Annotated in this window: 14 protein-coding genes; 3 read left to right on the top strand and 11 right to left on the bottom strand. The window is 70.2% G+C overall.

The window, feature by feature from the left end:
- Positions 1–8: 8 nt before the first annotated feature.
- Positions 9–923, top strand: a complete 915-nt coding sequence (locus LDL49_RS41380; RefSeq protein WP_225300065.1) for a MerR family transcriptional regulator — start codon at positions 9–11, stop codon at positions 921–923.
- Here LDL49_RS41380 and LDL49_RS41375 read toward each other — a convergent pair whose 3' ends face one another.
- From LDL49_RS41375 to LDL49_RS41345, 7 genes are all read right to left on the bottom strand, one after another.
- A complete protein-coding gene (locus tag LDL49_RS41375) occupies positions 924–2,381 on the bottom strand; it encodes an SDR family oxidoreductase (protein WP_225300063.1) in 1,458 nt (485 codons plus the stop codon).
- A 23-nt stretch (positions 2,382–2,404) separates the two neighbouring features.
- The gene (locus tag LDL49_RS59810; RefSeq protein WP_443689898.1) at positions 2,405–2,893 is read right to left on the bottom strand and encodes a 2-thiouracil desulfurase family protein; all 489 of its coding nucleotides are present in this window, start codon (positions 2,891–2,893) and stop codon (positions 2,405–2,407) included.
- 319 nt (positions 2,894–3,212) lie between these two features.
- The gene (locus LDL49_RS41365) at positions 3,213–3,878 is read right to left on the bottom strand and encodes an NUDIX hydrolase (RefSeq protein WP_225300058.1); all 666 of its coding nucleotides are present in this window, start codon (positions 3,876–3,878) and stop codon (positions 3,213–3,215) included.
- Between the two features lie 53 nt (positions 3,879–3,931).
- Positions 3,932–5,719: a DUF4434 domain-containing protein gene (locus LDL49_RS41360; RefSeq protein WP_225300056.1), complete on the bottom strand. Its 1,788-nt coding sequence runs from the start codon at positions 5,717–5,719 to the stop codon at positions 3,932–3,934.
- A gap of 58 nt (positions 5,720–5,777) precedes the next feature.
- Positions 5,778–6,866, bottom strand: a complete 1,089-nt coding sequence (locus LDL49_RS41355) for a glycosyltransferase (protein WP_225300055.1) — start codon at positions 6,864–6,866, stop codon at positions 5,778–5,780.
- A gap of 19 nt (positions 6,867–6,885) precedes the next feature.
- On the bottom strand, positions 6,886–8,148 hold the full coding sequence (locus LDL49_RS41350; RefSeq protein ID WP_225300053.1) for a nucleotide sugar dehydrogenase: 1,263 nt from the start codon (positions 8,146–8,148) through the stop codon (positions 6,886–6,888).
- A gap of 115 nt (positions 8,149–8,263) precedes the next feature.
- On the bottom strand, positions 8,264–9,850 hold the full coding sequence (locus tag LDL49_RS41345; protein WP_225300051.1) for a glycosyltransferase: 1,587 nt from the start codon (positions 9,848–9,850) through the stop codon (positions 8,264–8,266).
- Positions 9,851–10,005: 155 nt separating this feature from the next.
- On the opposite strand from LDL49_RS41345, the gene wecB reads away from it, so the two are divergent.
- Complete coding sequence (gene wecB / locus LDL49_RS41340) at positions 10,006–11,136, top strand: non-hydrolyzing UDP-N-acetylglucosamine 2-epimerase (protein WP_225300049.1); 1,131 nt, start codon at positions 10,006–10,008, stop codon at positions 11,134–11,136.
- Between the two features lie 69 nt (positions 11,137–11,205).
- On the top strand, positions 11,206–13,242 hold the full coding sequence (locus LDL49_RS41335) for a glycosyltransferase family protein (RefSeq protein WP_225300046.1): 2,037 nt from the start codon (positions 11,206–11,208) through the stop codon (positions 13,240–13,242).
- Positions 13,243–13,245: 3 nt separating this feature from the next.
- Here the strand turns inward: LDL49_RS41335 and LDL49_RS41330 are convergent, their stop codons facing one another.
- The 4 genes from LDL49_RS41330 to LDL49_RS41315 form a co-directional block, all read right to left on the bottom strand.
- Entirely contained in the window at positions 13,246–13,941 is a 696-nt protein-coding gene (locus tag LDL49_RS41330) for a hypothetical protein (protein ID WP_225300044.1), read from the bottom strand.
- 108 nt (positions 13,942–14,049) lie between these two features.
- A complete protein-coding gene (locus LDL49_RS41325; protein WP_225300042.1) occupies positions 14,050–15,411 on the bottom strand; it encodes a flotillin family protein in 1,362 nt (453 codons plus the stop codon).
- Between the two features lie 60 nt (positions 15,412–15,471).
- Positions 15,472–16,944: an SPFH domain-containing protein gene (locus tag LDL49_RS41320; protein ID WP_225300040.1), complete on the bottom strand. Its 1,473-nt coding sequence runs from the start codon at positions 16,942–16,944 to the stop codon at positions 15,472–15,474.
- A gap of 11 nt (positions 16,945–16,955) precedes the next feature.
- Entirely contained in the window at positions 16,956–17,156 is a 201-nt protein-coding gene (locus tag LDL49_RS41315) for an NfeD C-terminal domain-containing protein (protein ID WP_225300038.1), read from the bottom strand.
- Positions 17,157–17,261 lie beyond the last annotated feature (105 nt).

Here is a 17,261-nt window from a genome sequence, read left to right as displayed (position 1 = left end):
GCGGAGGCATGGCTGAGCATCAGGATTCGGGGGAAACGGGATATGGCATCGGTGCCGTGTCCCGGCGGCTCGGCGTGCCCGCGGCCACGCTGCGCACCTGGAACCTGCGGTACGGCATCGGCCCGAGCGGCCGCAGCCGGGGCGGGCACCGCCGCTACGACGCCACGGATCTGCTCCGCCTGGAGGAGATGAACAGGTTGATCCGGGAGGGTGTCGCACCGGCGGAGGCGGCGCGGGCATCGCTGCGTCTGCGACCGGGGGCGGACCAGCGCGAACCGGCCGAGCCCGCCGCTCCTGGAGCCGGGGTGGCCGGGCCGGTGCCCACGACGGCGATGCTGGCCAGGGCCGCGACGAGGCTGGACGGCGGGGCCGTCGGCGCGGGGGTCACGGCCGCGATCGCGCGGCACGGCCCGGCCTGGACGTGGGAGCGGCTCGTCCTGCCCGTCTTCGCCACCATCAGCCGCCTGCAGCGCAGGACGGGGGCGGGCATCGAGGTCGAGCACCTGTTCTCCGACGGCCTCCTGGCGGCGCTGCATCCGCTGCTCGAACCGCCCGCGTCTCCGGTCAACCTCCGGCCCGTTTTGCTGGCGTGCGCGGAGGAGGAGCAGCACAGCCTGCCCCTGTACGTGGTCGGGGCCGTGCTGGCCGGGACCAGGGGGGTGGCGGTGCGGCTGCTCGGCGCGCGGACGCCGTACGGGGCGCTGGCCGATGCGATCCGCACGCTGGGGCCGTGCGCGGTCTTCCTCTGGTCGCAGCAGGCGCTGACGGGGGATCCGGCTCCGCTGGCGGCGCTGCCGCCGGTGCGGCCGCCGTACCGGGTGGTGGTAGGCGGTCCTGGCTGGTGGGATGGGCTGCCACGCGGAGTGACCAGGGTGGGTTCGCTCGAAGAGGCGGTGACCCGGCTGGTGGCGGCGGCGAGCTGATCAGGAGGCCGCGGTGACCAGGTTCTTCGGCAGCCGGCCGAAGATCAGCCGGTGGAAGGGGACCAGGGTCCACCAGTAGAGGTGGCCGAGGAGCCCGCGCGGGTAGAAGATGGCGCGCTGCTCGTAGACGGTTCTGCCGTCCTCCTGCCGTACGGCGAGCTCCAGCCAGGCCAGGCCAGGAAGCCGCATCTCCGCGCGCAGCCGCAGCAGGCGGCCGGACTCGATCTCCTCCACCCGCCAGAAGTCGATGGAGTCGCCCACCCTGAGCCTGCGCGGATCCCGTCGCCCGCGGCGCAGCCCGACGCCGCCGGCGATCCGGTCGAGCACGCCGCGGGCCCGCCAGGCCACGGGAAGGGAGTACCACCCGTTGCCGCCGCCGATGCCCTCGATGACCTCCCACAACGCACCGGGCGGGACGTCGCTGGTCAGGGTGCGGCGGTCGATGTAGAGGCTGCCGCCGGCCCAGTCGGGGTCGGTGGGCAGGGGGTCGCTCGGGGCGCCTGGGGTCGAGGCGGAGGACCAGCGGGTCGCGACGTCGGCCTCCTTGATCTTCCGCAGGGCGAGGGCGACCGCGAGGCGGAATCCGATCAAACCTTCCGGCGGATCGGGAACGTAGGCGGCGATGTCGTGCTCGCGGCAGACCGCCTCGTTTCGCAGCGACTCCACCAGGGGTCGCGCGATGGTGGCCGGGACCGGCGTGACCAGGCCGACCCAGTGGCTGGACAGCCACGGGCTCAGCAAGGGCACCGGGATGATGCATCGCGGCGGCAACCCGGCGGCGGCCGCGTAGCCGCGCATCATGTCGGCGTAGGTCAACACGTCCGGGCCGCCGATGTCGAAGGCGCGATCGACCTCCTCGGGGATGGACGCGCACGCCCGCAGGTAACGCAGCACGTCATGTACGGCGATGGGTTGCGTACGGCTGCGCACCCAGCGGGGCGTGGTCATCACCGGGAGCCGCTCGGTGAGGTAGCGCAGCATCTCGAACGAGGCGGAACCCGAGCCGATGATCACGGCGGCGCGCAGCACGACGGCGGGCACCCGGCAGCCCAGGAAGATGTCGGCGACCTCGGCGCGCGAGCGCAGGTGCGGTGACAGGTCCTCATCGCCGGTGAGCCCGCCGAGGTAGACGATCCTGCGTACGCCCGCCGCCTCGGCGGCGGCGGCGAAGGCCCGCGCGGACCGGCGGTCGGCGTCGGCGAAACCCTTCCCGCCACCCATGGTGTGGATCAGGTAGTAGGCCACGTCGACGTCCTCCAGCGCGGCGCGCGTGGCAGCGGCGTCCAGGGCGTCGGCCGCCACGATCTCGGTGCTGCCCGCCCAGGGCAGGTCGCGCAGGCGGGCAGGGGAGCGGACCATGCAGCGCACGCGATGCCCGGCGTCGAGGAGCTCGGGCACGAGTCGCCCGCCGATGTACCCGGTCGCGCCCGTCACCAGCACTTGTCCCGATTCAGACACCCGATCGCTCCTTTCGTGCTGAATCACCTCTTGATCAGCGACGGCGAGCCGTGCATGCGCATCCGCTGATCAGGCGGGGACGTGGTCGCGCGGGCGCAGCGCGTCGGGGTAGGGCGAGAAGTAGCTCTGCTCGCGCACGTACCCCGCGTTACGGCCGGTCGCGTGGTGGCGCAGCAGGGTCGCGGGGACGCTGAGCGGCACAGGAACTCGCGCAGCCGGGCGTGGGCGAAGACGCGCTCTACGAAGGCCTCGCGCAGCAGCGCGTCGTGGAGCCGCTCCTCATCCTCCACCGGCAGCAGCGGGTGGGCCTCTTGGCTCCCGCGGCGCGGGCTCCTGGCCTTGAACACGTACCCGTCCACGTCCAGCGTGGCGGCCCGCCGCCGCCCGCCGGGCACCCACTCGACGTGCGCGTCCAAGGTCTCGGCCAGGAAACGGTCGTGACTGTGGCCACCGTTGAACCTGACGGGCTCGCCGAGCAGGCAGCTCGACACGGCGATCCTCGGCCGGGTCATGCCGCCGGCAGTTCGGCGACGGACTCCTGCGTGGGGATCAGGCGTCGCAGGTAGGCGCGTTCCTCGATCATCACTCCCCCAAATGATAAACGATTCAAAATCTATTCAACCTCGCCATACGGAAGGCCGACAACCAAGAACACGGAGATCGTGCACCGCTCCGGCGCCTGCCCGCGGAAACCTGGGAGTGGAGACCGTCGACCGGGACCTGCGGGTCCACGACCATCCGCCGCTGAACCTCGGCGGGCGCGACTCGACCCTCTCCTAAGGGCGGCCGCGCTCCGCGTTGATCGCCGCGCCTGGCTGTTCTTTCAAGGAGCTATTCCTTCAAGGAGCGCAGCATCGGGGGGTGGAGCAGCTCGGCGGGGCCGCGGCGGTGGAGTTTGGCCGGGCGGCCGCCGTCGCGGGTGGTGGTGGCGCCCGTCTCGACCAGGAAGCCTTCCGCTTTGGTGACCTTGCGGTGGAAGTTGCGCGGGTCCAGGGGGCGGCCCCAGACGATCTCGTACACGCGCCGCAGGTCCGCCACCGTGAACTCCGGCGGGCAGAAGGCGGCGCCCAGCGAGGTGTATTCGAGCTTCGCCCGCGCCCGCTCGATGCCGTCCTGCATGATGCGCCGGTGGTCGAAGGCCATCACCGACAGGGTGTCGACGGGCTGCCAGCTCATGTGGGCCTTCTCCGAGGCCGGCAGGTCCGGGGCCAGGCCGAGATAGGCGACGCTGACCACGCGCTGGCGGGGGTCGCGGTCCGGGTAGCCGTAGGTCTGGAGCTGCTCCAGGTGCACCGGGGCGCCGGGGAGGCCGGCGCGTTCGGCCAGGATGCGCTGGGCCGCCGCAGGGAGGTCCTCGTCGAGCTGGATGAAGCCGCCGGGCAGCGACCAGCGCCGCAGGAACGGCGGGTTGTCCCGGCGCCACACGAGGGCGCACAGGGCCTGGCAGCGCACGGTGAGCACGACCAGGTCGACGCTCACCGGGATGCTCGGGACCATGGCAGGCACGTTACACGCCGACCGGCCCAAGGCGCCCTCAGCGGCGGGCGCGCTCACGCCGCGATGCGGACGTGGAGCGGCTCCGTGGTGGCCTTCCCCGTAGGGAGTTTCACGCCGACCTTGACCCATTCGTCCGGCGGCACCTGGGCCCAGTCGAACGGCACCCACGCCGTCTGCATGCCCTCCGGCAGATCCTCCAGCGGGTCCTGGTCGAGCCAGCCCACGGCGGAGACCACCAGCTCCTTCAGCTCGTCCCCGTACTGGAGGGTGACCGTGCCGTCCTTGAGGTTGTACCCGCGCACCTCCAGGCCGTCCTGGATGTCGCGGGAGCGCCGGATGGCGTCCACCGCGATCGGCCGCTGCCAGTCCTGGCTGATCTGCGTCTCCAGCGAGGGGGAGCCGCAGGTCAGGAAGTCGCTCCACATGTAGGAGACTATTTTCTGTACGTACCTGCCGGCCATGGTGACGGCCTGGTCGAGGCGTTTCTTGTCGGTCTGGCCGCGGGTGCCCTGCGGGGCGCACGGGCGATCACCGGAGGGCTCGAACGCCTCGACGTTCGCCCAGAGCTCCACGTTGAAGCCCGCCTGGAGCATCTGGTCGCGGGCCGCGGACATCTCGCGGTAGTAGTCGCGCGTCGAGCCGTGATAGGCGGTGCCGTACGTGGTCTCGCCCACGACGGAGCGCAGCCGCTCGTCAACCTCGGTGTCGCGCTGGTCGGGCCAGAACAGGCCGACCTTGCCGGTGCCGCGGCTGTCCTGCGGCGCGATGATGCCCACCCCGGTCTTGGCCAGCGCCACGAACGCCGCGGCCACCTGCTTGGGCGTCTGCCCGAACGGGACCCGCTTGCGGGCGTCGAGGTAGGGGCTGATGAGGATGGGCTTGCCCGGCAGCTCCTGCTCCACGATCTGGTGCTGCTCGGCGTACACCGTGAGGGTGGGATTGTCGGCCAGCGTGTCGGCCATCTGCACCTCGAACGGCTGGTAGACGCCGCCGAGCGAGGCACGGTCGGCGAAGCGCACGCCGTAGTCCTGCAGGATGCGGCGGGTCAGCGTCCGAAGGGTGTTGATGTGCTTCTTGTTGGCCCTGGTCGGGGTCTCGCGGTCGCGCGGCGCGAGCGGCAGCGCCGGGAAGACCCGCACACCGAACTGATCGCCGAGGTCGAGGAGCTGCTCCAGGCTGTCGGTGTCCGAGCCCGCGACGAGGATCAGGTCGTACGGCTTGGCCTTGGTGAAGTCGCAGGTGGCGTCGTCGGAGCCGTCCATCGGGGTGAGCACCCGGAAGTACACCCGCTTGCCCACGGTGACCTTGCGTTCCATCTGGGGGCAGCGGAACAGGCCGGGCCCGAACGACTCGTCGGTGCGATAGGCGTACGCGCGGGCGATCCGGTTCTTCGGATTCACCGCCTGCAGGTCGCGCTCGGCCGCGGCGCGGCAGCTGAGGCCGTCTTCCTCGCAGTCCTTGTAGAGCGGGTCGAGCTGTCCGTCCTTGGTCAGCACGCGGCCCTCGTCGTCGGTGGTACGGAACTGCAGGCCGTAGCCGATCCTGATGACCGTGTCGCCGCCCAGGTTGTGGATGTCCTCCAGCTGCTGGCGCCAGGTGCAGCGGTTGGACTTGGGGGTGATCCAGTAGCCGGTGACGGCGTAGGGGGCCTTCTCCTTGGTCTCGAACGTTCCACACCGGTCGGTGAACTCGCTCACCTTCGGCGTGGGCTCGACGCGGGTCGGCGTCGCCTTGACCTGCTGGGCCGCCTTCTTGGGAGGATCGCTCTTGGGCAGCACGACGATCACGGCCGCGACCGCGGCCAGGATCGCGGCGCCGAGGAGCACGAGGAGCCAGCGCACGTTGAGGAACCTACCGCCCTAGTGGTCTGCCAAAAATAAGCCGCAAGTTCTTGACGCCTTAGTTCTTGACGCCGGCCCACGATTCGAGCTGGGCCACGAACCTCTTGGCCGAGTTGGGCCAGTGGTGGTTCGCGCGGGCCGCCGCGTAGCCGCGCGCGCCCTGCGCCCGCCGCTCCCGCACGTCGTCCCTCAGCGTCAGTACGGCCTGGGCCACGGCCTTCGGGTCCTCCCACGGCACGACCACGCCGCTGTCGTACCGCTCGACCAGCTCGACCGCGCGGGGGGACGGCGTCGTGATGACCGGGATGCCGTGGGCCATGTACTCGACGATCTTCGTGGGCATCGAGTGACGGTAGTTCGGCTCGTCGTGCAGCAGCGAGAGCCCGGCCAGCGCGCCGTCGAGCCGCTTCAGCGCCTCGTCGTTCGGCATGAAGTCGCGCCACTCCAGCAGGCCCTCCGTGACGGCCTGGTTGAGCATCGGACGGCTGTACGGGTCGGCGTAGCCGATCAGCTCCACCGCCACCCGGTACGGCTGGAGCAGCCGGGCCACCTCGATGGCCTCCATCACGCCCCGGGCCCTGGACAGCCAGCCCAGGTACACCACCCGGTCGTCGCCGGGCGGCGTGACCGAGTCGGGGACCCAGGTCTCGTTCGGCACGATCAGGTGAGCGTTCTTGAACCGGCCCGCGTAGGCCGTCTCGGCCAGCAGCAGGTGCAGGTGGCGCTCGGCCGTGCCCTCCAGCATGCGGGCGAGGAAGCGTACCGGGGGCCGCAGCAGCGACGGCAGCCACGGCTTGAGGGAGAGCGTCGCCGGGGTGTCCTCGTGGACGTCCCAGACCACGGGCGGGCGGTTACGCACGCCCCAGATCGCGAACAGCAGCTCCGGATCGTGGATCAGCACGATGTCGACCTTGCGCCGCATGCGCTTGAACAGCCTGCGGGCGGCCCAGACCCCGGCCATGCGCTTACGCTGCGCGGCCCTGGGCAGATCGACGCCAGTGACCCAAGGACGAGGCACGACCCCGTGGGCGGTGAACGAGGCGGCATACGTGACCTCATGACCTGCATCCACGAGGGCACGGATCTGCCTATGCAGGATCCTCGCGTCCTCGGGGTTATGCACCACCGTCATGACGAGCACGTGCACTGCGCGCAGCCCTCCGTCGCTACAGCCGCTCGACGCGTTCACCCTCGGTGAGAACACCGCGGGTGTCGAGCACGAGCCTGGCCTTAGCCTCGACCATGTCGAGGTCGAACGCGGCGTGCTGCTGCAGCAGCAGCGTCACATCGGCGCCGACCACGGCCTCGGCCAGGTCCTCTTCACGGGGCACCGGGGTGCCGTCGACCGACCACTCCTTGACATGCGGGTCCGCGAACGTGAGCTCGGCCCCCAGCTCCAGCAGCGCACGCGCCACCGGCAGGGCCGGGGTCTCTCGTTCATCGGCGATGTCCGGCTTGTAGGTCACGCCGAGCATAACCACCTTGGCGCCATTTACGGCCTTTTTATGCCTGTTGAGCAGACGCTGTACCCGTGCCACCACATAGGACGGCATCCGCTCGTTGATCTCCTGGGCCAGCTCGACGAACCTGAAGGGGTAGCCGAGCTTACGCACCGTGTACGAGAGGTACGACGGGTCGACGGGGATGCAGTGCCCCCCGACGCCGGGGCCGGGCAGGAACTTCTGGAAGCCGAACGGCTTGGTGGCCGCGGCCTCGATCGACTCCCACAGGTCGATCCCCAGCTCGTCGCAGAAGATCGCCATCTCGTTGACGAGGGCGATGTTGACGTGCCGGTAGGTGTTCTCGAGCAGCTTGGCCATCTCGGCCTCGCGCGTGCCGCTGACCGGCACGACCTGCTCGATGAACTGGCCGTAGAACGCCGTCGCGCGGTCGCGGCAGGTGCTCGTGTAGCCCCCGACCACCTTGGGCGTGTTGCGCAGCCCGAACTTGGGGTTGCCCGGGTCGATCCGCTCCGGCGAGAAGGCCAGGTAGAAGTCTTCCCCCGCGACCAGCCCCGAGGTCTCGAGAATCGGGCGGGCCACCTCGTCGGTGGTGCCCGGCCACGTCGTGGACTCGAGGACGACCAGCGTGCCCTTGCTCAGATTGCGCGCGACCGACCCCGTGGCGCCCTCGACGGCGGAGAGGTCCGGTCGGTGGTCCTCGTCCAGCGGGGTGGGCACGCAGATGACGATCGTGTTGCTCTTGGCCAGCACGGACTCGTCGAGCGTGGCGCTGAACCCGTTGGCCAGCATGTGCTCGAGATCGGCATCGGTCAGGTCATCGATGTAGGACTGTCCGGCGTTGAGCGCGTCGACCTTGCGGGGGTCGACGTCCACGCCGACGACCCGCATACCGGCCGCGACCGCCTCCTTGGCGAGCGGCATGCCGACGTAGCCCAGACCGATGACAGCCAAGTCGATTTCTGTCACAGCAGTGCCTTAGAGAGCCGGAAACAACACTTCATGGTCGCAAAGGCTATCTCAAGTCCACCTAGCTCACGCCTAATGCGACCGAACCCGTCACAACAGACAGCCAATCTGAAGGTCATCGTTCGGTAATGGAGCGGTAGAGGGACCGGTAAGTTTCGGCAACTCGGCCCCAAGTACGCTTGGCCGCCACCTCTGCCCGACCCGCCTCACCCATCGCCGCGCGCCTGGCAGGATCGTCCCTGAGAGCGGCGAGCGCCTTGGCCAGCGCCTCCGGGTCGCCCGGCGGCACCAGCAGCCCGGCGCCGTCGGATCCGACCAGCTCCGACAGCGCGGGCAGGTCGCTGAGCACGACCGGCTTGCCGAGCGCCATCGCCTCGACGGGCTTCAGCGGCGTGACGAGCCGGGTCACCCGCAGGTCCTCGCGGGGGCAGGAGAAGATGTCGATGGCCGCCTGGGCCTGTAGCGCCTCGTCCGGGCCCACGCGGCCCGGCAGGAGCGCGCTGGTCAGCCCCAGCTCGCCGACCAGCTCCAGCAGGTTCTCGCGCTCGGTGCCGTCGCCCACGATGAGCACCCGAATCGGCGTGCCCTCGTCGCGCAGCAGCGCGGCGGCCCGCAGCAGCGTCGCGAAGCCCTCGTAGCCCACGATGCTGGACACCGACCCGACGACGATCTCGTTCTTCGCGATGCCCATGCCCGCTCTGAACGCCTCGCCGTCGTAGGAGGCCGTGAGCAGCGAGTCGTCGACCGCGTTGGGCGCCAGGAAGATCCGCTCCCTGGGCACGCCCCGCTCGACGATCTCCGTGGCCATCGTCTCGGCCAGCGTGACGACCGCGTCGGCCTCGCGCATCAGGAACGCCTCGCGCTCGCGCTGGAGCACGTGCCGCTGGCTGCCGATCCGGGCCGGGTCGCGGGAGGCCCAGGTCTCCTCCAGGAAGCCGCGGACCTCGTAGACGAACGGCGTCCCGGTCCTTTCGCGTACGGCGTGCGCGATGGAGCCGTTGCGGTGGTCGGTGGCGGCGTGCAGCACCTGGGGCCGGAGCTCGGCGACGAGCTTGGTGACGCCCTCGGCGCCCTTGATGATCCGCCCGCGGGTCTCGAACGGCATCTCGCCGTGCCCGTCGGGCAGCAGCCGGTAGTAGGGGATCCCGTCGAGCTCCTCGAACGGCGGCGCGTCGGCGTGCCCCTGCAGCATCGGCCAGCCCCAGCTGGTCACCACGTGCGGATCGAGGCCCTTGGCCTGCTGCGCCACGACGATGCGGTGCGTACGGACCGTGTAGCCGGCCTGCGTGTACGGCAGGGCGTTGGTGACGCAGTGGAGGACCCGCCCGGCCACCCGGTCCACGACGGACACCTTGGGCTGCGGCGGGATCGGGTCGGGGCTGATCGCGGCCAGCTCACCCCGGTAGTAGGCGGCCCTGCGCTTGACGAAGGGGTATTTGGTGTGTTCTTCGAGCACGGCCGCGGCCTCGCTGACCCGGCCCTGGTCCCAGTGCTCCTTGGCCTCGTTCCACGGCCCCTTGAGCACCCGCATGCTGAACTTGCGGACCGCGCGCCTGGCCCGGCGGGCGGCCGGCCAGGCGACCTTGCCCACGACGGGGCGGAGCGCCGGCGGGAGCGACTCGGCCGCCGCCTGAGCCACGCGCACCGGGTCGGCCTTCACCTTCGTCATGACGACGCGGGAGACGATGATCGGGTGTTGCACGAAGCCCCTGATAAGGCCGCCGACACCGGCTCTGGCGGACTTGGCGGAAACCTTGCCGTTTGGTCTTGGGGAGTCTTCACGACTGGCTTCGGATGCCACGCGGTGACCGTACCATAGGCAGCGTTTTTTCCCTTCCGCTATGAAAGGCGAGGTCAATGAGGGAGAACCCCCTGGTCCTGCACGTTCTGGGCGCCCGTCCCAACTTCGTGAAAGCGGCCCCGGTGGTGCGGGCACTCGGTGAACTCGGCGTGCGGCAGGGCATCATCCACACCGGTCAGCACTATGACGCGCTGATGTCCGACGTGTTCTTCGCCGACCTCGGGCTGCCGGAGCCGGTGGCCAATCTGGGTGTCGGCTCGGGCAGTCACGCCAAGCAGACCGCGGCGCTGCTCGTCGGCCTGGAGGAGGTCGTCCTCCAGCACGACCCCGACCTGGTGGTGGTCTACGGCGACGTGAACTCCACGCTGGCCGCGATCCTGGTCTGCGCCAAGCTGGGCGTCCGCACCGCGCACGTCGAGGCGGGCCTGCGCTCGTTCGACCGGGGCATGCCGGAGGAGGTCAACAGGATCGTCACCGACTCCCTGTCGGACCTGCTCTTCGCCACCTCGCCCGACGCGCTCTCGCACCTGGCGGCCGAGGGCGTGCCCGCCGCCAAGGTGCACCTGGTGGGCAACCCCATGATCGACAGCCTCTTCTCCGCGCTGCCCTCGCTGGACCCGGCGCCCGTGCAGGCCCGGCTGGACATACCGGCTCGTTATGCCGTGGCGACCCTGCACCGCCCGGCGAACGTCGACACCCCCGAGGCGGCCAAGGAGCTGGTCTCGGCCGTGCTGGACGTCGCTCGCCAGATCCCGATCGTGGTGCCGATCCACCCCAGGGGCCGGACCCGGCTGGCCGAGGCGGGCCTGGTCGACGGCCCCTCGGTCAAGGTGATCGAGCCGCTGGGCTATGTGGACTTCCTCTCACTCGTCCGGGGCGCCGCGCTGGTGGTCACCGACTCGGGCGGCGTGCAGGAGGAGACGACGATGCTGGGCGTGCCGTGCCTGACGGTCCGGCCCAACACCGAGCGGCCGATCACGATCACGCATGGGACCAACCGTTTGGTCACTCCGGCCCTGCTGCCGGCCGCGGCCGGAAAGGCGCTGGCCGACGGGGCCTCGACGCCGTCGGGTGAGCTGCCGCCGCTGTGGGACGGTGCCGCCGGGCCGCGGATCGCCCGGGTCATCTCGGCCTGGCTCAAGGGGGACAATCTCTCGCCCGCCGCACAGGGTGCGCGTTCCGAATAACCCCCTCATTCCGTACGGTCCCCGCCGTACCATGACATACCTCCGCTAAGCGATAAGGCGTGCATCCCCATGGCCGAAACCCCTGAAGAGCCCACGTACCAGCGACTCGGCCCCGTGAACTGGCTGCCCGAGGAGCGCAAGCTCGTCGAGCGCTATGAGGCGGACATCAGGGAGCTGCGCCGGCGGCTGGAGATAGCCGAGGCCAAGGCCGCCTACGCGAACTGGAAGCTGGAGGCCACCCAGGCCAAGCGGACGTTCAAGCTGGGTGAGGCGCTGGGCTCGAAGAGCCCGGGCAAGGTGCTGGAGGCGGTCAGGTCCAAGGACCGGGCACCCAAGGCCCCGATCCCGGTCACCTTGGCCGTCGCGGCGGCCAACCACCGGCCGCCCATGGTCGAGGTGCCGACCGTGAAGTGGCCGGCCGGGCCGGTGAACCGGCCGGACCTCAAGGTCGCCGTCATCCTGGACGACTTCTCGCGGATGGCGTTCAGGTACGAGTGGGACCAGATCGAGTTCGGGCTCAAGGACTGGCCGGAGATCTTCGCCGAGAAGCGGCCCGACCTGCTGTTCTGCGAGTCGGCCTGGCACGGGAACCAGGGCCGCTGGCGCTACCAGATGACCGGGACGAACGCCCCCAAGGACCCGCTGCGCGACCTCGTGGCGTGGTGCCGCGCCGAGGGAATCCCGACGGTCTTCTGGAACAAGGAGGACCCGCCGAACTTCGAGTTCTTCATCGACACGGCCAAGCTGTTCGACTACGTGTTCACCTGCGACGGTGACATGCTGCCGAAATATCGTGAAACTTTGGGACACGATCGGGTGGACGTGCTCCAGTTCGCCGCCCAGCCCCGCGTGCACAACCCGATCCAGCAGAAGCAGGGCCGCCTGCACGACGTCGTCTTCGCCGGTATGTACTTCCGCGACAAGCATCCCGAGCGCCGCGAGCAGATGGAGACGGTCATCGACCCGATCCGCGAGCTGGGCCTGCACATCTTCGCCCGCAACGGCGAGGTCGACGAGAAGTACGCCTGGCCGGAGAAGTATCGCCCGCACATCGTGGGCGAGCTCCCCTACGACCAGATGCTCGCGGCCTACCGGATGTACAAGGTCTTCCTCAACGTCAACTCGGTGCTCGACTCGCCCACGATGTGCGCGCGCCGCGTGTTCGAGCTGTCGGCCTGCTCCACGCCGGTCGTCTCCGGATGGTCCAGGGCGATCGAGGAGACGTTCGGCGAGCTGCTGCCGATCGCCCGCGAGCCGGTCGAGTCGTACAACCAGGTGCTGCACCTGATCAACAGCCCGGAGCTGCGGGCCCGCATGGGACACCTGGCGATGCGCGAGGTGTTCGACAAGCACCTGTTCACGCACCGGGTGGACCAGATACTCCGGTTCCTGGGGCGGCCCGTCTCCACCCAGGCCCGGTCGATCTCCGTGGTGCTGCCGACCAACCGGGCCGCGCAGATCGAGCACGCGATCTCCTCGGTGGCCAAGCAGATCCACCGTCCGCTGCAGCTCGTCATGGTCCTGCACGGCCTGGACATCGACCCGGTGGTGGTGGCCGACAAGGCCCGCATGGCGGGCATCTCCGACGTCGTCGTCCTGCCCGCCTCGGCCGAGCTGTCGCTGGGCGCCTGCATGAACCTGGGCATCGCCGCCGCCGAAGGCGACCTGATCGCCAAGATGGACGACGACAACCTGTACGGCGAGCACTACCTGTCAGACCTGGTCAGGGCCTTCGACTACACCGACGCGGAACTGGTCGGCAAGGGCGCCCACTACTCCTACTTCGAGGGCCTCAACACCACCATGCTGCGGCTGCCGGGGCTGGAGCACCGCTACTCCTTCCTCGTGCAGGGCGGGACGTTCCTCGGCAAGGCGGACATGTTCCGGTCGTACGGCTTCGCGGACATCACCCGGGGCGAGGACACGCACCTGGTCCGCAGGCTGAAGGAGGACAGCGTCAAGATCTACTCCGCGGACCGGTTCAACTTCGTCTACTGGCGCAGCGCCGACGCCTCCATGCACACCTGGCAGGCCGACCACATCAAGCTGACCAGGAACGCCCAGTTCTCCTTTGTGGGCCGGCCGGACGATCACGTGCTCGTCTGACGCTCATCTGGTGATGCGGGCCAGGTTCTGGTCGGCCAGGCCGGCGAGCTCGAACAGGTCGGCGGGCGCCACCTTCCGGCCGACGACGAGCATGCTCATGATGACCTTGCCGCGCCGGATGACGACCGAGCCGACCTGCGCGTCGCTGTGGCCGCCCGACGCGGTGGTCAGGTAGGCCCTGGACTCCTCGCCCCGCGTGGGCATGTCCAGGTCGCGCGTGCGGTACGTCACCCGCGTGCCGTTCACGTCGGCCCCGTAGGCGGCGCACTGCGCGGGCAGCGGCGCGGGGAAGGCGGAGGCGGGCATCGACACCAGCGCCTGGGTGATCGAGGCGTTGCCGGAGGAGAACGCGACCACGGCGGCGGGCGCCTCCGCGACCTCGGGCTTGGTCAGGTCCAGCCGGCCGGCCCCGCCGCACTCGGGCCGGTCGAGCTTGGCCTGGCGCACGGCGGAAAGACCCTGCCTGGTGGACTTGAGCGAGCCGAACGCCCCGGTCTCCGGCCCGTAGGCCAGGCTCATGCCCTTGGGCGTGGGCAGCAGGCCGGCCCGGAGCCTGGCCGCTCCGGGCGCGGACCGGGACGGGGACGGGGTGACGGACGGGTCGGCGGGCGTGGTGCCGGACGGGTCGGCGGCCGGGGGCACGTCCGGCAGGGGCGCTCCCACGACCTCGTCAGCGGCACATCCCGATATGGCCATCATGCTCAGACAAATGATGGAAAGAGCCTTAAGCATGAATTCTCCGCTCCACTCAAGCGACTTACGATAAAACGCTAGAGGAAGCACGGAGTAACGAGCCGAGCAACGGCGCTATTCGCGTAATTCAGGTGATTCGCGAACGACCTCGGAGCTTGCTCCATTGGGAGTGGGTGCGGGGGCTACGGGCGTCTCCGACGCGGGCCGGTTGAGCAGCGTCCTGGCCAGGCCCAGACCGGCGCCGCCGAGCGTGAGCGCCTTGGCCAGCATCTCCTCCACGCCCTGGGCGCCGTTGAGCACCACCATGTGCTCGACGTTGCCGAACGCCTTGGCGCCCGCCTCGACCACCTCGGGCCAGCGCTCGGCCAGCTGCTGGGCGACGACCGCCTCCTGGTTGGACGCCAGCGCGTCGGCGCGGGCCTTGATGGCGTCGGCCTGCGCCAGGCCCTTGGCCCGCGCCGCGTCCGCCTCGGCCATGCCGCGCAGCCTGGTCGCCTCGGCCTCGGCCTCCCCGCGCAGCCGGATGCCCTCCGCCTCGGCCTGGGCCCGCGCCACGGAGGCCCGCCGCTCCGCCTCGGCGATGGTGACCTGCTCGTAGGCCCGCGCGTCGGCCGGTCTGCGTACCTCTCCTTCCAGCCGCTTCTCGGCCAGCACCGCCTCCAGTTCGGCGGCCGTCGTCTGCTGGACCACGACCTCCTGGCGCGCGGTGGCCTCGGCGAGCGGCCCGGCCTGCTTCGCCTTTGCCGCGGCCCGGTCCATCTCCGCCTGGTAGCCGGCCTGCTGGATGCGGGCCTCGCGGATCGCGGCGGACTTCTTGATCTGGGCCTCCTGCTCAGCGCTGTTGGCCTCCTGATCGCGCTGCGCCTCGGCGGTCCTGGCCAGCGCCGACACGGCGGCGGCGTGCGGGCGGCCGAGGTTGACGATGTAGCCCGTGGCGTCCTCGATCTCCTGGATCTGCAGCGAGTCGACGATCAGGCCGAGCTTGCTCATCTCGTCGGAGGAGGAGGTGCGGATCTCGTTGGTGAGCGCGTCGCGGTTGATGATCAGGTCCTCGACCGTGAGGTTGCCGATGATCGAGCGCAGGTGCCCGGAGAAGAGCTGGTGCGTCTTGTCGTCCACGGTCTTCTGCTGGTCGAGGAAGCGCCGCGCCGCGTTGGCGACGGAGGCGAAGTCGTCGCCCACCTTGTAGATGACCACTCCCCGTACGTGGACGGGGATGCCCTGCTTGGTCACGCAGTTGACTTCGAGCGGGGAGACGCGGCTGTCGAGGGAGATGCGGCGCGCGGTCTGGAACCCCGGCACGACCAACGCGCCCTTCCCCGTGACGATCTTGAAGCCGAGCGTCTCCCTGCCCCGCGCGCCCAGGCCGGAGATGATGATCGCCTCATTGGGCTCGGCGACGCGCCAGATCAGCTTGAAGGCGACGATCGCGACAAGTGCCAGAGCCACGATGACGCCGGTGAGAACTAAGTCCATGGCTACCCCCTGAATGATGTAGGGACTTCCCGGCTCAGCTGTTCGCGACGGCGGGCCGGTTCACTGCGCTTTGCCGGAGGACTCCCGTTCGGAGCCGTTCGGGGTCGCGCCGTTGAGCAGCGCCCTGGCCAGGCCGAGGCCGGTGCCGCCGAGGGTGAGCGCCTTGGCCAGCATCTCCTCCACGCCCTGGGCGCCGTTGAGCACCACCATGTGCTCGACGTTGCCGAACGCCTTGGCGCCCGCCTCGACCACCTCGGGCCAGCGCTCGGCCAGCTGCTGGGCGATGACCGCCTCCTGGTTCTCCTTCAACGCCTGCGCCCGCGCGCTGATCGCCTGCGCCTCGGCCAGGCCCTTGGCCTGCGCGGCCGCCGCCTCGGCGAGGCCGAGCGCCTTCGCCGCCTCGGCGTGGGCCAGCCCGCGCGCCTTGGCAGACTGGGCCTCGGCCTCGCCCGCCACCTTGGTGGCCGCGCCCGCCGCCTCGCCGCGCAGCCGCACGGACTCGGCTTCGGCCGCGGCGGCCTGCTTGACCTGGGAGGCCTGCGCGACCGCGCGCAGCTCGGTCTCCCGCGCCTCCGCCTCGGCCTGGGCGATGCGGGCGTCCCGCTCGGCCTGGGAGAGCGTGACGGTCTCGTACGCCTTGGCGTCGGCGGGCTTACGGACCTGCGACTGCAGCCGCTGCTCCGACAGCTGCGCCTCCAGCTCGGCGGCCCTCGTCTCCTGGACGACGACCTCCTGCCTGGCCGTCGCCTCCGACAGCGGTCCCGCCTGCCTCGCCCTGGCCGCCGCCTGGTCCATCTCCGCCTGGTAGCCGGCCTGCTTGATCTTGGATTCGCGTACGGCGGCCGCCTTGCGCGCGGCGGCGGCCTGCTCGGCCTCGGTGGCCTCCTGGTCGCGCTGGGCCTCGGCGATGCGGGCCACGGAGGCGACCTTGGCGGCGTGCGGCTTGCCGAGGTTGACGATGTAGCCGGTCTCGTCGTCGATCTCCTGGATCTGCAGCGAGTCGACGATCAGGCCCAGCTTGCTCATCTCGTCGGCGGCCGACGCCCTGGTCTCGCTGGTCAGCCGCTCCCGGTTGAGGATCAGGTCCTCGACCGTGAGGTTGCCGATGATCGAGCGCAGGTGGCCGGTGAACAGCTCGTGGATCGCCCCGGTCATGAAGTCCTGCTGGTCGAGGAAGCGCCGGGCGGCGTTGGCGATCGAGGACAGGTCGTCGCCCACCTTGTAGATCACCACGCCGCGGATGTGCACGGGGATGCCCTGCTGGGTGACGCAGGAGACCTGGAGGTTGGCGGCCCTGGTGTCCAGGCGCAGCCTCCTGGACGTCTGGAAGCCGGGCAGCACCGCCGTACCCTTGCCGGTGATTATCTTGAAGCCGAGGCTGTCGGGGCCCTCGTTGCGCCGGCGCGCGCCGAGACCCGAGATGATCAGGGCCTCGTTGGGCTCGGCGACCCGCCACACGGCCTTGAAGACCAGGATCAGCACGATGACGGCGACGAGGATGCCGCCGCCGAGAAGGTAGAGCTCGGGCGACATCGGGGGCCTCCCTAGACGAGTGCTCGGGCCACATAGACCGTCCGCGGTGGGAAGTAGTCCACCACGATCACGATCGTTCCGACGGAGAACTCCTCGTCAGGCACGGTCGGATGAGCGTAGAAGGCCTCCACGCCACCCCTGACCGGGACCATGACCTCGCCGACGAGGCCAGGGCCGATCTTGCCAGTGACCCTGCCCTGCTTGCCGACCACCCGGACTCCCCCCGTCGTGATATTTCGGACGCTACTCCAAACAGGCATTCGCGGTAATAGGTCACGCAAAATGTTTCTCGAAGCACTGCGCGGCAGGACGCGGCT

It is taken from the genome of Nonomuraea aurantiaca, from assembly GCF_020215705.1.
Lineage (GTDB): Bacteria > Actinomycetota > Actinomycetes > Streptosporangiales > Streptosporangiaceae > Nonomuraea > Nonomuraea aurantiaca.
Note: the sequence above shows the minus strand (reverse complement) of the source record. Positions and strands in the feature narration are given on the sequence as shown.

What these genes read in the sequence shown, in the direction of transcription:
- wecB (WP_225300049.1), top strand. Translation starts at nt 10,006, where the DNA reads ATGAGGGAGAACCCCCTGGTCCTGCACGTTCTGGGCGCCCGTCCCAAC.
- LDL49_RS59810 (WP_443689898.1), bottom strand. Translation starts at nt 2,893, where the DNA reads ATGACCCGGCCGAGGATCGCCGTGTCGAGCTGCCTGCTCGGCGAGCCC.
- LDL49_RS41380 (WP_225300065.1), top strand. Translation starts at nt 9, where the DNA reads ATGGCTGAGCATCAGGATTCGGGGGAAACGGGATATGGCATCGGTGCC.
- LDL49_RS41335 (WP_225300046.1), top strand. Translation starts at nt 11,206, where the DNA reads ATGGCCGAAACCCCTGAAGAGCCCACGTACCAGCGACTCGGCCCCGTG.
- LDL49_RS41320 (WP_225300040.1), bottom strand. Translation starts at nt 16,944, where the DNA reads ATGTCGCCCGAGCTCTACCTTCTCGGCGGCGGCATCCTCGTCGCCGTC.
- LDL49_RS41365 (WP_225300058.1), bottom strand. Translation starts at nt 3,878, where the DNA reads ATGGTCCCGAGCATCCCGGTGAGCGTCGACCTGGTCGTGCTCACCGTG.
- LDL49_RS41325 (WP_225300042.1), bottom strand. Translation starts at nt 15,411, where the DNA reads ATGGACTTAGTTCTCACCGGCGTCATCGTGGCTCTGGCACTTGTCGCG.
- LDL49_RS41330 (WP_225300044.1), bottom strand. Translation starts at nt 13,941, where the DNA reads ATGATGGCCATATCGGGATGTGCCGCTGACGAGGTCGTGGGAGCGCCC.